Genomic DNA, 14,906 nt, shown 5'->3' on the forward strand with positions numbered 1-14,906 from the left:
GAAGTCGGCTTCAGGTCAAGCGGCTATCCTCGGCCGCATGGGACCCACCCGGCACGACCTGCTGACCATCGGGCAACTGGCCGCCCGCAGCGGCCTCGCCCCCTCGGCACTGCGCTACTACGAGCGGATGGGGCTGATCTCCGCCGAGCGCACCGCGGGCAACCAGCGCCGGTACGCCCGTGCGACGCTGCGGCGGATCGCCTTCGTCCGGGCGGCGCAGCGGGTCGGCCTGTCGCTGGAGGAGGCGCGCACCGCGTTGGACCGGCTGCCGGAGGACCGGGCGCCGAGCACCGCCGAGTGGAGTGCGGTGGCCGTCACCTGGCACGAGCGGATCGACCGGCAGATCGAGGAACTGGAGCTGCTGAAGCGGAAGTTGACCGGGTGCATCGGCTGCGGCTGCCTGTCCCTGTCACGCTGCGCGCTGTACAACGCGGGCGACCGGGCGGCGGCGACCGGTCCCGGCGCCCGGTACCTGCTGACCCAGGACCCGGCGGGCGGCCCCGAGCCGGGCCCGGCGGAGGGGACGGGCTGACGGACCGACGGGGCCTTCGTGCCGGGGCTCCTGACCGGTATGCGGGACGGCGGGCCTGATCGGGCGTTCGGCCGCTGGGGGCGCGTGCTGCCCGTCTATGCTGCCGGGGTGAGAGTCGAACGGCTTCGGGGAGAGCGGACATGACCGAGCATCAGGACATATCGCTGGACTGGATGTCCGGCGGCGGCGAGGCGCACGTGCCGGTCGACCTGCGCCCGGAGGTCCCGCACCCGGCCCGGATGTACGACTACTACCTGGGCGGCAAGGACAACTTCCCGGCGGACCGCGAGGCCGCGGAGAAGGTGCTGGCGCTGAGCCCGCTGGTGCGGATCAGTGCGTTGGCCAACCGGGCGTTCCTGCAGCGGGCGGTGCGCCACCTCGCCGAGGCCGGGGTGAAGCAGTTCCTGGACATCGGCACCGGCATCCCGACCGCGGGCAACACCCACGAGACGGCGCAGTTGCTGCACCCGGACGCCCGGGTGGCGTACGTGGACAACGACCCGATCGTGCTGGTGCACAGCCGGGCGCTGCTGGCCGGTTCCAGCCGCGGCACGGTCACGGTCACCCAGGCCGACCTGCGCGACCCGGCGAAGATCCTGGCCGACCCGCAGGTGCGCGAACTGCTGGACCTGGGGCGTCCGGTGGCGCTGCTGCTGTTCGCGGTGCTGCACTTCGTGGACGAGGCGGACGACCCGTACGGCATCGTGCGGACGCTGGTGGACGCGCTGCCGTCCGGCAGCCACCTGGCGATCTCGCACGCCACCGGCGACTTCGTGCCGGCCGAGGACGCGGCGAAGGGCCCGGCGATCTACCGCAGCGCCACGGCCCAGCTGAGCATGCGCAGCCGGGAGCAGGTGCTGAAGTTCTTCGACGGTCTGGAGCTGCTGGAGCCCGGCCTGGTGACGGCGCCGCTGTGGCGGCCGGACACGGCGCCCGCGCCGACCGACGCCGAGGTGGCGATCTGGGCGGGGGTCGGACGCAAGCCCTGAGCGCACGCGCGGCGGCGCCCGTACCGGGGTACGGGCGCCGCCGGCGGGCTACTTGACCGAGCCGGCCATGGCGCCCTGCACGAAGTAGCGCTGGAACGAGAAGAACACGATCACCGGCACGAGCAGCGACAGGAACGCGCCCGGAGCGAGCACGTCCAGGTTGCTGCCGAACTGCCGCATCTGGGACTGCAGCAGGACGGTGAGCGGCTGGGAGTCGCTGCCGGCGAAGACCAGCGCCACCAGCATGTCGTTCCACACCCACAGGAACTGGAAGATCGCCAGCGAGGCGAGGGCGGGCAGGGCGAGCGGCAGGGCCAGCTTGCGGAAGATCGTCCACTCGCCGCAGCCGTCCATCCGGGCGGCCTCCAGGAGTTCCTGCGGGATCTCCAGGAACTGGTTGCGCAGCAGGAAGACGGCGAACGGCAGCCCGTAGGCGACGTGGAAGAGCACCACGCCGGGGACCGTGCCGAACAGGCCGACGGCACCGAGCAGCCGGGCGACCGGGATGAGGCCGATCTGCACGGGTACGACCAGCAGGCAGACCACCACCAGGAAGAGCCAGTCCCGGCCGGGGAAGTCCAGCCAGGCGAAGGCGTATCCGGCGAGCGCGGCGAGGGCGACGGTGAGTGCGGTGGCGGGCACCGAGATGAGCACCGTGTTCCAGAACGCGCCGACCACCTGACCGCCGTCGAGCAGCGCGGTGTAGTTGTCGAGGGTGAGCCGGGCGGGTGCACCGAGTACCGTCCACCAGCCGGAGGCGGCGCTGTCCTCCTTGGGCCGCAGCGAGGTGACGAGCAGGCCGACGGTGGGCATCAGCCACAGCGCGGCGGCGACCAGCAGGACGGCCTGGACGATGCCGCTGCGGGTGCGGGCGCCGAGCCGGGCGGCGAGGGAACGCCGCGGCGGGCCGGTCCGGGCCGGCGCCGGGGCCGGGTCGGAGGCGGCGCGGGAGAGCAGCTCGGTCATCGTGTGCTCCTCCGGAAACGTCGGATGTTGAGGACCATGGCGGGTACCACGAGCAGCAGCAGGAGCACGCCGAGGGCGCTGCCGAGGCCCTGGTCGTTGCCGCCGCCGAAGGAGACCAGCCACAGGCGCAGGGCGAGGACGCCGGCATCCTGCTGGACGGGCCCGGGGGCGATGACGAAGACCAGGTCGAAGATCTTCATCACGTTGATCACCATGGTCACCAGGACCACGCCGAGGACGGGGGCGAGCTGCGGCACGGTGATCCGGCGGAAGATCTGCCATTCGCCTGCGCCGTCCATCCGGGCCGCCTCCAGGGTCTCCCGGGGGAGGTTGGCGAGGCCGCCGGCGATGATCACCATCGCGAAGCCGGCCCAGATCCAGATGTAGGCGCCGATGATCGCCGGGGTGACGAGCCCGGGGCCGAGCCAGGCGACGCCGCGGTAGGGGGCTGCGAAGTTCGCGGCGGGCAGCTCCACCGTGCCGCGCGGGTGCCCGGCGAACCGGAAGGAGCCGTCGGGCGCGGTGGTGGTGACCGCGACGACCTTCCCGCCGTCGAGGAGGTTCACGGTGAGACCGGGGAGCCCCCGCTCCCCCGGGTCGACCGTGCCGGGGGTGCCGCCGCCCGGGGTGACGTCGAGGTAGACGGTGCCGTGGACGCCGCCGCCGTCGGCGGGTGCGGCGGCGGGCCTGGCCGCGGCCGGCAGGGTGGCCGGTTTGATGCCGACGAGCGGCACGGTGACGGCGGCGCCCGGTCCGGCCGCGGCGGTGCGCACGGAGCCGTCGGGGGCGACTGCGGGCCCGCCGGGGCGGGGCCGGGCGCCGGGGTAGGACGGGTCCGGGTCGAAGGTGTCGTGGACGGCGACCGCGGCGGCGTTCAGCACGCCGCGCTGCGGGTCCTGCTCGTAGACGAGCCGGAAGGTGATGCCGGCGGCGAGGAAGGAGATCGCCATCGGCATGAAGACCAGCAGCTTGAACGCGGTGCCCCAGCGGACCTTCTCGGTGAGCACGGCGAAGACCAGGCCGAGGGCCGTGACCAGGGCGGGGGCGACGGCCACCCAGATCGCGCTGTTGCGCAGCGAGGTGAGCGTGGCGTCGTCGGCGAACGCGGCCCGGTAGTTGCCGAGTCCGACGAAGCCGGTGCCGGAGGCGTCGAAGAGGCTGCGGACCACGGACCAGCCGATGGGGTACAGCACCAACGCGCCGAGCAGGGCGAGGGCCGGCAGCAGGAAGACCAGGGCCAGGCCCCGGCGCCGCAGGGCGGCGCCGGAGCTCCGGGGACGGGTGGGTGTCCTCATGGTTCGGTCCGTCAGCCCTTGTACGCGGCGGCCGCGGCGGCTTCGAGGCGCTGGGCGGTGCCGTTGACGTCGGCGGGGTTGGCCAGGAAGTCCTGCAGGAGCTTCCACTCGCCGCTGCCCTGGGTGCCGCCGAAGGCGGCGGGCGCCTGGTCGGAGAGGTCGAAGCGGAAGCCGTCCGCGGCGGCGATCAGCGACTCGGCGGTCTGCCGGGTGGTGTCGTCCGGGTACGCGGCGGGCTTGACGGCCTTGTTGGGCGAGAGGAAGCCGCCGGCGCCGGCCCAGACCTCGCCGGCCTCGGGGCTCGCGAGGTAGGCCAGCAGCTGCTGGGCGGCGTCCCTGTGCTTGGCGTCCTTGAGGACGACGGCCGCGTCGCCGCCGCCGACCACCGGGGGCTTCCCGCCGCCGACGGCCGGGAACGGGAAGAACTTGGCGTCCTCGCCGACCTTCTTCTTCAGTTCGCCGGAGATGACACCGCCGACGAAGTCGCCCTCGTAGACCATGGCGGCGGCGGGCTTGTCGCCGAACACGGCCTGGACGGACTCGGGGAAGTCGGTCTGCAGGGCACCCTTGCCGCCGCCGGCGACGAGTTGCGGGTCGCCGAAGACCTTGCCGAGGGTGGTGAGGGCGGCGACCACGGTCGGGTCGGTCCACGGGATCCGGTGCTTGGCGAGCTTGTCGTAGTTGTCGGGGCCGGCCTGGGAGAGGTAGATGTTCTCGAACCAGTCGGTGAGCGGCCAGCCGGCCTCGCCGGCGACGGAGAAGGCGGGCAGACCGGAGTCGGAGACGGCGCGGCCGGCGGCGAGCAGTTCGTCGAAGGTGGCGGGCGGCTTGACGCCGGCCGTCTCCAGGGCCGAAGGGCTGTACCAGACGGTGGACTTGTGGGCGGCCTTGAAGTACAGGCCGTAGAGCTTGCCGTCGACGGTGCCGTAGTCGGCCCAGATCTTGGCGAAGTCGCGGTTCAGGCTGTCGGCAACGGCGGGGGCGAGCGGTTCCAGCCAGCCCTTGCGGGCGAACTGCTGGAGGACGCCGAGCTGCGGCATCATCACGACGTCCGGCGGGTCGCCGCCCTCGATCTTGCTGCCGACGAGGGTGGAGACGTTGTCACCGGTGGAGATGTAGACCGTCTTGGCGCCGGTCTTGGCGCTGAAGGCGTCCAGCACCTTCTGGAAGTTCTTCTGCTCGACGCCCGTCCAGGCGGCGGCGACGCTGACGGTCTGCCCGTCGAGCGGCTTGGCGGAGGTCTTGCCGGCGGCGTTGTCGCCGGCGGTGCCGGAGCTGCCGCAGGCGGTGGCCGTGACGGCCAGTCCGAGGGTGGCCGCCAGGGCGGTGGCCGTTCGCAGGAATCGCATGGTGGTGTCCTCTCGTCGGCTCCCGGCCGGGGCCGGGAGCCGTGCGGGGGTGGGGCCGGCCGTGGGCGGCCGGTCTGCCGGTGGAGGAGTGTCGTGGGTGCCCGCCCCGCCGCCGCGCAGGTGCGTGGCGCAGCGGGCGGCGGGGCGGGCTCGGCCGTGTGGGCGGCCGGCGCCGCGCGGGGAGGCAGGTCGCGCGGACGTTTCAGGGGGTGGCCCGTCCCGCGGGGGCGGGTGGGAGCCGCGGGGCGGGCCGGTGGCCGCCGCACCGGTGAGGTCCGGGGCGGCCGGGGCCGCGGGTGTGGGCGCGCGGCCCGTCCGGGGGTGTGCCGGAACGGTGGTGACGATGCGTCAGAGTTTGGCGTTGCCGGCGATCCACCAGGCGGCGGTGGCCGCGGGCAGGGTGCAGGGCGGGCAGGGGCCGCTGGCGAGCAGCGGTTCGCCGTCGACGGGGGCCAGGGCGGGTTCGTCGCCGAAGTTGACGGCGCAGATCAGGCCGTCGCCGCGGACGAAGGCGAGGACACCGGGCGGGGTGTCGATCCAGCGCAGGGTGCCTTCGCCGAGCTGGGGCAGGACGCGGCGCAGGTGGAGCGCCTCGCGGTAGAGGTGCCAGGCGGAGCCGGTGTCGGCGAGGGCGCGTTCGGCGGTGTGGGCGGCGAAGTGGACGGGCTGCGGCAGCCAAGGCTGCTTGGCGCCCTCGGGGGCGAAGCCGAACGGGGGCTCCTGCCCGGACCAGGGCATCGGGATGCGGCAGCCGTCCCGGATGCCGGTGCGGTTTCCGGTGCGGTGGTAGATGGGGTCGGTGAGGGCCTCGTCTGGCAGGTCCTCGACCTCGGGGAGGCCGAGTTCCTCGCCCTGGTAGAGGTAGGCGGCGCCGGGCAGTGCGAGCATGAGGAGGGCGGCGGCGCGGGCGCGGGCGGCGCCGGTGAGCGGGTCGTCGGCGCCGAAGCGGGTGGTGGTGCGGACCTGGTCGTGGTTGTTGAGCACCCAGGTGACGGTGGATCCGGTGGCGGCGATGTCGCGGACGGCGTCGTCGACGACCCGGTGCCAGTGGGCGGCGTCCCAGGGGGCGTGCAGCAGGTGGAAGAAGAAGGCCTGGTGGAGTTCGTCGGGGCGCAGGTAGGCGGCCTGTTCGGCGGCGGTGGGCACGGAGGCCTCGCCGACGAGGAGGCGCTGGCGGCCGTCGCGGGCGGTGTACTCCTCGCAGACGGCCCGCCACCGGCGCCAGATGCCGTGCACCTCGGGCTGGTTCCAGGCGAGCGGGTTGACCGAGTCGCGGGTGCGTTCGTCGGCCTCCGGGTCGGGTGAGTCGGGCAGTTCGGGGTGCTTGAACAGGCCTGCGGCGACGTCGATCCGGAAGCCGTCGGCGCCGCGGTCGAGCCAGAAGCGCAGGATGCGTTCGAACTCGGCGGCGACCTCGGGACGGCGCCAGTTGAGGTCGGGCTGCTCGGGGGTGAACAGGTGCAGGTACCACTGGCCCCAACTGCCGTCGGCCTCGCGGATGCGGGTCCAGGCGGGGCCGCCGAACATCGCGCGCCAGTTGTTGGGCGGCAGTTCGCCGCCCTCGCCGCGGCCGTCGGCGAAGTGGAAGAGCGCGCGCTCGGGGCTGCCGGGTGCGGCGCGCAGGGCGGCCCTGAACCACGGGTGCTCGCGGGAGCAGTGGTTGGGCACGACGTCGAGGATGAGCCTGAGGCCGAGCAGGCGGCAGTCCTCGGCGAGCAGGTCGAAGTCGTCGAGGCTGCCGAACAGCGGGTCGACGGCGCAGTGGTCGGCGACGTCGTAGCCGTGGTCGTGCTGCGGGGAGGCGTAGAACGGGTTGAGCCAGATGCCGTCCACGCCGAGGCGCTTGAGGTACGGGAGGCGGGTGCGGACGCCGGCGAGGTCGCCGACGCCGTCGCCGTCGGAGTCCTGGAAGCTGCGGAGGTAGACCTGGTAGACGACCGCGTCCCGCCACCAGCGGCGGTCGGGGCCGGCGGCCGGCGGGGCGGTGAGCAGGGCGCGGCCGGGGGTGGCCGGCGGGTCGCCCGGGGTGGGGGACGTGAGCATTCGTCACCTTCAGGGAGGACACGGCGGAGCGGCGCCGCGGAGGAGCACGGTCCCCGCTCGCGCCGTCCCGGGCGGCGGGGATACATGCATGTTAGGTAGGTAGACGGGATGAGTCCAGAGCCCCCGCATGCCGTAAACACAGACAAAACTTTATAGATGAGGGCAAAAGTCGAGGGCCCAGATACTTAACAAGTAAGTATCTGGGCCCTCGTCGGGTCGGGATCGGCCTCAGCCGGTGATCGCCTTGAGGTCTGCGGCCATCCGCGTGACCGCCTCGTCCGCACTACTGCGGCCCAGCAGCGCGTCGTACGCCGCCGCGCTCACCGCCAGGCTCAGCTGCTGGTACTCCGGCGACGCCGGCCGCTGCACCGCGCCGTCCAGCGCCTGCCGGACGGCCGGCAGGTACGGATAGCGTCGCACCAGCTCAGGGTCGGTGTACAGGTCCGCCCACACCGGCGGCAGACCGCCCTCGGTGAGCACCCGGCGCTGCACGTCCCGGCCGGTCAGGAAGCGGATCAGCTCACGCGCCGTCCGCTGGTGCCGGGAACCCGCGTTGACCGCCAGGTCCGAACCGCCGAGCACCGAGGTGCCCGGCCCGTCCGGCCCCGGCAGCGGCACCACCCCGAACTTCCCGGCCACCGCCGACCCCGGCCCCTCCGCCAGCGGGTACGCGTACGGCCAGCAGCGCAGGAACAGCAGCCGCCCGTCCTGGAACGCCTGCCGGGACTCCTCCTCGCGGTAACCGAGCGCCGCCCGCGGGATCCAGCCCTCCCGCACCCCGCGCGACAGGAACTCCAGCCCCGCCCGGGCCTGCGGGCCGTCCACCGCGACCGCACCCCGGTCGTCCAGCAGCCGCCCGCCCGCCGAACCGACCGCCTCCGCGACGTTCACCGTCAGGCCCTCGTACGGCAACAGCTGCCCCGCGTAGCCGTCCAGACCGTGCCGCGGCGCCGCCTCCCGCGCGAGCCGCTCCAACTCGGCCCAGGTGCGCGGCGGCTGCGCACCCTCCGCGGCCAGCACGTCACTGCGGTAGTACAGCAGGCCGACATTGGTCGTGAACGGCACCGCGTACAGCTTCCCGTGCCAGTGCCCGGTGCCCACCGCGGCGGGCAGCAGCGGACCGGTCGGCGCCTGCGCCGCGTCCAGCGGCGCGATCCAGCCCTTCTCCGCGAACTCCGCCGTCCACACCACGTCCAGGTTGACCACGTCGAAGCGGTCGCTGCCCCGGGCCAGCCCCTCGGCGAGCTGCGCACGCACCTCGTCCGCCGCGTCCGGCAGCTCCACCAGCGTCGCCCGCTCCCCGGGATGGCCGGTGTTCCAACTGTCCAACAGCCCCTGCAGATACCCGGCCCGGTCCCGGCCGGTCACCAGCGTGACCGGCCCGATCCCCGACTCGTCGCCGCGCTGCGCATCCCCGTCGGGCAGCGAACACCCGCCCGCCAGCAGCACACCGGCCAGCAGCCCCGCCAACTTCCCAAGACTCCGACGGCGCACCGCACCGACCTCCACTCCGCCCGCCGATGGGCCAGACGGTCTGCCTCGCGTACCGTGTGACCTTGCCGGACCCTCGGGACCGGCCGGACGACACGCCAATGACCACAGAGTATGCCGGGCGAAGAAGGGAGGGGAGGGTCCGAGTGCGGCTACCGCTGCTCGCGCTGCTCGCCAAGGAGCCCGCCCACGGATACGAGCTGAAGCAGGCCCTTGAGCAGACCTTCGGCGCGGCGTACCCTCGTGCGAACATCGGCCAGGTCTACGTCACCCTCGGACGCCTGGAGAAGGCCGGCCTCATCGAAGGCCGGGACGTCGCCCAGGACGGCAAGCCCGACAAGCGCGTCTACGCCATCACCGACACCGGCCGCCAGGAGGTGGCCAAGTGGCTCACCGAGCCCACCGAGGGGCCGAGGGTCCGCGACGAGTTCTTCCTCAAACTCATCCTGGCACCCGAGACGCAACTGGCCGACCGGCTGACGCTGATCAACAACCAGCGCCGGCACTATCTCAACGTCATGCGCGGCCTCAACCGGATGGCCGCCGAGGAACGCGGAAACCAGGTCTCCCAGCTCCTCATCGAGGGCGCCGTCCTGCACCTGCAGGCCGACCTCGACTGGCTGGAGCGCTGCCAGGAGGAACTCACGTGACAGGCCAGGACAACGCCGTCCCGGTGCTGCGCGCCACGGGGCTCGTCAAGACCCACCGGGCCGGGCGCGGCGGCGCCGAGGTGAAGGCCGTCCGCGGCGTCGACCTCACCGTCGAACGCGGCGACTTCGTGGCGATCACCGGCCCCTCCGGCGCCGGCAAGTCCACGCTGCTCCACCTCCTCGGCGGCCTGCGGCGCCCCGACGCCGGCGAGATCCACCTCGACGGCCGGCGCGTCGACACCCTCCGCGAGGCCGACTGGGCCGTCCTGCGCCGCCGCAGGATCGGCATCGTCTTCCAGACCGGCAACCTCGTCTCCGACCTCACCGTCGCCGACAACGTCGAACTGCCCGCCCTGCTCGCCGGCCAGAGCGCCCGCGCCGCCCGCGAACGCCGCGAGGAACTCCTCGCCGACCTCGGCCTCACCGACCGGGCCGCCGCCTCCCCCGCCGCCCTCTCCGGCGGCGAACGCCAGCGCGCCGCCCTCGCCCGCGCCCTCGTCAACGACCCCGACCTGCTGCTCGCCGACGAACCCACCGGCAGCCTCGACAGCCGCAGCGCCCGCGAGGTCCTCGCCCTGCTCACCCGCCACCACGCCCGCGGCCGCACCATCGTGCTCGTCACCCACGACGCCCGGGTCGCGAGCAGCGCCGACCGCGTGGTCAGCCTCTTCGACGGCCTGATCACCGACGACGCCCGCGTCACGGACACCCCGCCCGCCCGCGGCGTCGGCGACGTCCTCGACCTGGGCGGCTGATCCCGTGCGCGCCGCCCTCCGCTGGATACGCGCGGACCTCGCCGCCAACCGGCTGCCCGCCCTGCTCGTCGTGCTCGCCACCGCCGGCGTCTCCGCCGCGCTGCTGCTCGCCGGCGCCCTCCTCAACAACGTCACCGGGCCCTGGCAGCGCCAGTTCGCCCGCGCCGACGGCGCCCACGTGTGGATCGAGACCCGCACAGAACACGCCGACACCGCACTCGCCCTGCTGCCCGGCGTCACCGCGATCGCCGGCCCCTACCCCACCGCGACCGCCACCGTCACCGCCCGCAACGGGCGGCCCGTCACCGGCCCCGCCCTCCCCCTCGCCCTGCGCGCCGCCGACCCGCAGCCGCCCGCCGTCTCCACCCCGCTGCCCTCCTCCGGCAGCTGGCTGGACACCGCCCACCCCGACGGCATCGTCCTCGAACACTCCCTCGCCGCCGCCGCCTGGGCCCGCCCCGGCGACCTGCTCACCCTCCGCGGCCCCGACGGCCAGGTGCACACCGTCACCGTCCGCGGCATCGCCGACAGCCCCGACCGCGCCCGCTACCCCGACCTGCGGCCCGGCCTCGCCTGGGTACTGCCCGGCACCCTCGACGCCGTCCAACCCGCCGCCGAACGCCGCGGCCACGCCGTCGGCCTGCGCCTCGCCCACCCCGTCGACGCCGACTACACCGCCCAGCGCGCCGTCACCGCCCTCGGCGGCGACACCGTCACCCGCGTCGCCACCTGGACCGACGCCCGCGACTCCCACGAACGCGAGAGCCGGCCCGCCGGCCTGCTGCTCGGCCTATGCGGACTCGCCGCCCTCGCCGCCGCCGCCCTCGCCGTCGCCGGAGCGGCCGCCGGACGCATCGGCGCCCGCCTCGGCGACATCGCCACACTCAAGGCCCTCGGCTTCACCCCCGCCGGCATCACCCGGATGTTCGTCCTCCAGCACCTGCTGCTCGCCGGCGCCGGACTCCTCCTCGGCGGCATCGGCGCCCTCACCGCCGCCGCCCTGCTGCCCGCCCTCGCCCCCGAACCCGGCGTCTCCACCACCCCCTGGTCGCTCTGGCAGGCCGTCTTCGGCAGCGGACCGCTCGCCGTCCTCGCCGCCCCCGCCTGCCTGCTCACCGTCGCCCTCGCCTCCGCCCTGCCCGCCCTGCGAGCCGCCCGCGTCCCGGCCGTCCCGCCCGCCGACGGCGAACCCGCCACGGACCGCCCGCCCCGCCCCGCCCGGCTCGCCCTGCTCCGCCGGATGCCGCCCGCCCTGGTGCTCGGCGTCCGCGGCGCCGTCCGCGGCCGCAGCCGCACCGCGCTCGCCGCCGTCCGCATCGCCGTACCGGTCGTCGCCTGCACCCTCGCCCTCACCGCCTGGTCCACCCTGGACGGCCTCGGCCGCACCGCCACCGCCGGCTCCCCCGCCACCCTCACCGTCCGCGCCGCCGGACCCGCCGATCCGCTGCCCGCCGCCCTCGCCGCCGACCCCGCCGTCTCCGGCGTCCACCCCGGCGCCGAACGCGAAGCCCTCGCCCCCGGCCAGTCCGCCACCGTCACCCTGCGCGCCCTCGGCACCACCGGCCGCCCCTACCCCTTCGACGTCGTCGAGGGCCGACCCGTCCGCGCCGTCAACGAGGCCGTCGCCGGCCAGGGCGCCCTCGACCTGCTCGGCATCCACGTCGGCCAGTGGGCCCGCGTCACCACCGACGGCACCCCGCGCATCCTCCACGTCGTCGGACGCGTCGTCGAACCCGACCGCGGCGGACGCATCGTCTCCACCACCCTGGACACCCTCGCCGACGCGGCCACCGCAGACCCGCAGCCCGACTACTGGACGATCACCCTGCACCCCGGCGCCGACCCCGACCGGGTCTCCGCCGCCCTCGCCGCAGCCTTCCCCGGCCGGCTCGACGTCCGCCCCACCAGCGCCCCCTTCACCGGCCTCGCCACCCTGCGCGCCGCCGTCGTCGGCCTGGTCGCCCTGCTCGCCCTGATCACCCTCGCCGAACTGCTCACCGTCGCCGCCGCCGCACTGCGCGCCCACCGCCGCGACCTCGCCCTGCTGCGCACCATCGGCCTCACCCCGCGGCAGGCCATGGCCCTCGTGGTGATCCGCTGCGCCACCGTCGCCCTGCTCGGCGCCCTGCTCGGCACCGCCGTCGGTGTGCCTCTCGCCCTCGCCCTCATCGACGCCCAGGGCGCCGCCACCGGCGTCGGCGCCGGCCTCGCCCACACCCCGTCCGCCGCAGCCCTCGCCGCCCTCGTCCTCGCCGCGGTGGCGGCCGCCGCCGGGACCGCCGCCCTCCCCGCCCTCCGCGCCGCCCGCGAACCCGCCGGCGAGGCCCTCCACCGCATCTGACTGTGTATTCCTCCGCGCCCCGGGCGGTTGTCCGAAATACTTTGGGACCGGATGTCGAGGACCGGTGTCCCGCTCCGACTGATGGGTGACGGCGTGCCGCAGGGGCACGCAGGACGGGGAGGACACCCGGAATGAAGTACGTCGCGATGATCTACGGCAACCAGGCCAAGTGGGACTCCTTCCCCGCCGAGGCGTGGCCGGAGGCGATCGCCAAGCAGGAGGCGTTCAACACGAAGTACCGCGAGAGCGGCGAACTGCTCGGGGCGTACGGCCTCGCGGACGCCGCCGCCGCGCAGCTGGTGCGCCGGAAGGACGGCGCCCCCGCCGTCACCGACGGCCCGTACCTGGAGACCAAGGAGTACATCGCCAGCTTCTACCTGCTGGACTGCGAGAACCTGGAGCGGGCGCAGCAGATCGCCGCCGACATGCCGTTCGCCGACGTCGATCCGGTGGAGCTGTGGCCGGTCCTGCACGAGTCCCGGGCGGACCTGTGATCCGCGTGCCCCACGAGGTGGAGGACCTGCTGCGCGAGCTGGCGCCGCAGGTCCTCGCCGCGCTGCTGCGCCGCTACGGCACCTTCGACACCTGCGAGGACGCGGTGCAGGAGGCACTGCTGGCCGCCGCCGTGCAGTGGCCGGAGCAGGGGGTGCCGGACAGCCCGCGGAGCTGGCTGGTGACGGTGGCCTCCCGGCGGCTGGTCGACCAGGTGCGCAGTGAGGCGGCCCGGCGCCGCCGGGAGGACGCGCTGGCACTGGCCACCCCGCAGTCCGCGCTGCTGTCGCACGCCGCGGACACCGCCCCGGCCGCGGACCTGGACGACTCGCTGGCGCTGCTGTTCCTGTGCTGCCGTCCGTCGCTGTCCGCGCCGAGCCGGATCGCGCTGACGCTGCGGGCGGTCGGCGGTCTGACGACGGCACAGATCGCGGCGGCGTTCCTGGTGCCGGAGGCGACGATGGCGCAGCGGATCAGCCGGGCGAAGCAGGCGGTGCGGGCCGAGGGCTCCCGGTTGGCGCTGCCCGAGGGGGCGGAGGCGGCGGAGCGGTTGGCCGACGTCCGGCACGTGCTGTACCTGATCTTCAACGAGGGGTACACGGCGAGCGGGGGCGCCGATCTGACGGTGCCGGAGCTGTCGGCGGAGGCGATCCGGCTCACCCGTCTGCTGCACCGGTCGGTGCCCCAGGACGCCGAGACGGCGGGGCTGTTGGCGCTGATGCTGCTCACGGACGCCCGCCGGCCGGCCCGTACCTCGGCGGACGGCGGCCTGGTGCCGCTGGCGGAACAGGACCGCGGCCGGTGGGACGGCCGGCTCCTCGCCGAGGGCCTGGACCTGATCGGCCGTACGCTGCCGCGCGGGGAGGCCGGGCCGTACCAGGTGCAGGCGGCGATCGCCGCGGTGCACGCCGAGGCGGGCCGCACGGAGGACACCGACTGGCAGCAGATCCTCGTGCTGTACGAGCTGTTGGAGCGGTTCGGGCCGAACCCGGTGGTCACGTTGAACCGGGCCGTCGCGGTGGCGATGGTCCACGGCCCGGATGCCGGACTCGACCTGGTGGAGGTGCTCCGGGCGGACCGGCGGACGGCCCGCCACCACCGCGTACTCGCGACCCGTGCCCACCTGTTGGAGCTGCGGGCGACCGGGAGGCCGCCGCGCAGGCGTACCGGGAGGCCGCGGCCCGGACGGCCGGGGCACCCGAGCGCCGCCACCTCACGGCCCGCGCCCGAAGTCTGGAGGCCCTCGCCTGAGGCCGGCAGGGGCGCGGGAAACTGCGCAACTCCGGGGCCGGGGCGACCACTCGTGGGTGCGTGGGGTGGTCCCCCGCAGTCCCGCGCCCCTATCGGTTGCCCAGCTGCTCCCAGACCTCGTGGACGCGGGTGGTCAGGGCGTCCAGCGAGCCGCTGTTGTCGATGACGATGTCGGCGACGGCGAGGCGCTCCTCGCGGGTGGCCTGGGCGGCCATCCGGGCCTTCGCCTCGTCCTCGGCCATGCCCCGCAACTGCACCAGCCGCTCCAGCCGGACGTCGTCGGGCACGTCGACGACGACGACCTTCTCGTAGAGCGGGGCGAGCCCGTTCTCGGCGAGCAGCGGCACGTCGTGCACCACGATGTCGTCGGGCCCTGCGGCGGCTTCGAGTTCGGCGGAGCGGGCGCGGACGAGCGGATGGACGATGGCGTTCAGGGCGGCGAGCCGGTCGGGGTCGCCGAAGACCAGCCGGCCGAGGGCGGGCCGGTCGAGCGAGCCGTCGGCCTGGAGCACCCCGGGGCCGAACTCGGCGGCAACGGCCCGCAGTCCGTCGGTGCCGGGGGCGACCACCTCGCGGGCGATCAGGTCGGAGTCCACGATCACCGCGCCGAGTGCCGCGAGCTGCCGCGACACCTCGCTCTTGCCCGCGCCGATCCCGCCAGTCAGTCCGATCCTCAGCATGGCGCCAGGCTACCGCCCGGTCACCTGTGGCCGTCGGTCGCTCCCCCGGCCGGTCGCGGCCGGGGGAACGCG

Annotated in this window: 12 protein-coding genes and 1 pseudogene; 7 read left to right on the forward strand and 6 right to left on the reverse strand. The window is 74.7% G+C overall.

What is annotated here, in order from left to right:
- The first annotated feature begins 37 nt into the window (after window positions 1-37).
- Both soxR and ACQ614_RS09480 read left to right on the forward strand, forming a co-directional pair.
- Window positions 38-532 (forward strand): redox-sensitive transcriptional activator SoxR, encoded by a 495-nt coding sequence (gene soxR / locus ACQ614_RS09475; RefSeq protein ID WP_431677982.1) that lies wholly within the window; start codon window positions 38-40, stop codon window positions 530-532.
- Between the two features lie 140 nt (window positions 533-672).
- Entirely contained in the window at window positions 673-1,521 is an 849-nt protein-coding gene (locus ACQ614_RS09480; RefSeq protein WP_431677984.1) for an SAM-dependent methyltransferase, read from the forward strand.
- A 48-nt stretch (window positions 1,522-1,569) separates the two neighbouring features.
- Here the strand turns inward: ACQ614_RS09480 and ACQ614_RS09485 are convergent, their stop codons facing one another.
- From ACQ614_RS09485 to ACQ614_RS09505, 5 genes are all read right to left on the reverse strand, one after another.
- Window positions 1,570-2,487 carry a carbohydrate ABC transporter permease gene (locus tag ACQ614_RS09485; protein WP_431677985.1) on the reverse strand — a complete coding sequence of 306 codons (918 nt, stop codon included), beginning with the start codon at window positions 2,485-2,487 and terminating at the stop codon, window positions 1,570-1,572.
- Window positions 2,484-3,782, reverse strand: coding sequence for an ABC transporter permease subunit (locus tag ACQ614_RS09490; RefSeq protein ID WP_431677986.1), 1,299 nt, complete (start codon window positions 3,780-3,782; stop codon window positions 2,484-2,486). The genes ACQ614_RS09485 and ACQ614_RS09490 overlap by 4 nt, the downstream gene beginning before the upstream one ends.
- An 11-nt stretch (window positions 3,783-3,793) precedes the next feature.
- Window positions 3,794-5,131, reverse strand: a complete 1,338-nt coding sequence (locus tag ACQ614_RS09495) for an ABC transporter substrate-binding protein (protein ID WP_431677988.1) — start codon at window positions 5,129-5,131, stop codon at window positions 3,794-3,796.
- A 348-nt stretch (window positions 5,132-5,479) separates the two neighbouring features.
- Window positions 5,480-7,174, reverse strand: a complete 1,695-nt coding sequence (locus ACQ614_RS09500) for a glycoside hydrolase family 13 protein (RefSeq protein WP_431677990.1) — start codon at window positions 7,172-7,174, stop codon at window positions 5,480-5,482.
- A 228-nt stretch (window positions 7,175-7,402) separates the two neighbouring features.
- A complete protein-coding gene (locus tag ACQ614_RS09505) occupies window positions 7,403-8,644 on the reverse strand; it encodes an ABC transporter substrate-binding protein (RefSeq protein ID WP_431677991.1) in 1,242 nt (413 codons plus the stop codon).
- A gap of 167 nt (window positions 8,645-8,811) precedes the next feature.
- Here ACQ614_RS09505 and ACQ614_RS09510 point away from each other — a divergent pair, with 167 nt between their 5' ends.
- From ACQ614_RS09510 to ACQ614_RS09530, 5 genes and pseudogenes are all read left to right on the forward strand, one after another.
- On the forward strand, window positions 8,812-9,315 hold the full coding sequence (locus ACQ614_RS09510) for a PadR family transcriptional regulator (protein ID WP_431677992.1): 504 nt from the start codon (window positions 8,812-8,814) through the stop codon (window positions 9,313-9,315).
- The gene (locus tag ACQ614_RS09515; protein ID WP_363491201.1) at window positions 9,312-10,070 is read left to right on the forward strand and encodes an ABC transporter ATP-binding protein; all 759 of its coding nucleotides are present in this window, start codon (window positions 9,312-9,314) and stop codon (window positions 10,068-10,070) included. Before ACQ614_RS09510 ends, ACQ614_RS09515 begins: the two co-directional genes overlap by 4 nt.
- Before the next feature lie 4 nt (window positions 10,071-10,074).
- On the forward strand, window positions 10,075-12,411 hold the full coding sequence (locus ACQ614_RS09520; RefSeq protein ID WP_431677993.1) for an FtsX-like permease family protein: 2,337 nt from the start codon (window positions 10,075-10,077) through the stop codon (window positions 12,409-12,411).
- 131 nt (window positions 12,412-12,542) lie between these two features.
- On the forward strand, window positions 12,543-12,905 hold the full coding sequence (locus ACQ614_RS09525; protein ID WP_431677994.1) for a YciI family protein: 363 nt from the start codon (window positions 12,543-12,545) through the stop codon (window positions 12,903-12,905).
- Between the two features lie 5 nt (window positions 12,906-12,910).
- A pseudogene (locus ACQ614_RS09530) lies at window positions 12,911-14,154 on the forward strand (RNA polymerase sigma factor).
- A gap of 89 nt (window positions 14,155-14,243) precedes the next feature.
- On the opposite strand, the gene coaE reads toward ACQ614_RS09530, so the two are convergent.
- Window positions 14,244-14,834, reverse strand: a complete 591-nt coding sequence (coaE, locus tag ACQ614_RS09535; protein WP_431677995.1) for a dephospho-CoA kinase — start codon at window positions 14,832-14,834, stop codon at window positions 14,244-14,246.
- Between the last annotated feature and the right edge of the window lie 72 nt (window positions 14,835-14,906).

Origin of the sequence: Kitasatospora dryopteridis (genome assembly GCF_050749075.1) — a bacterium.
GTDB lineage: Bacteria > Actinomycetota > Actinomycetes > Streptomycetales > Streptomycetaceae > Kitasatospora.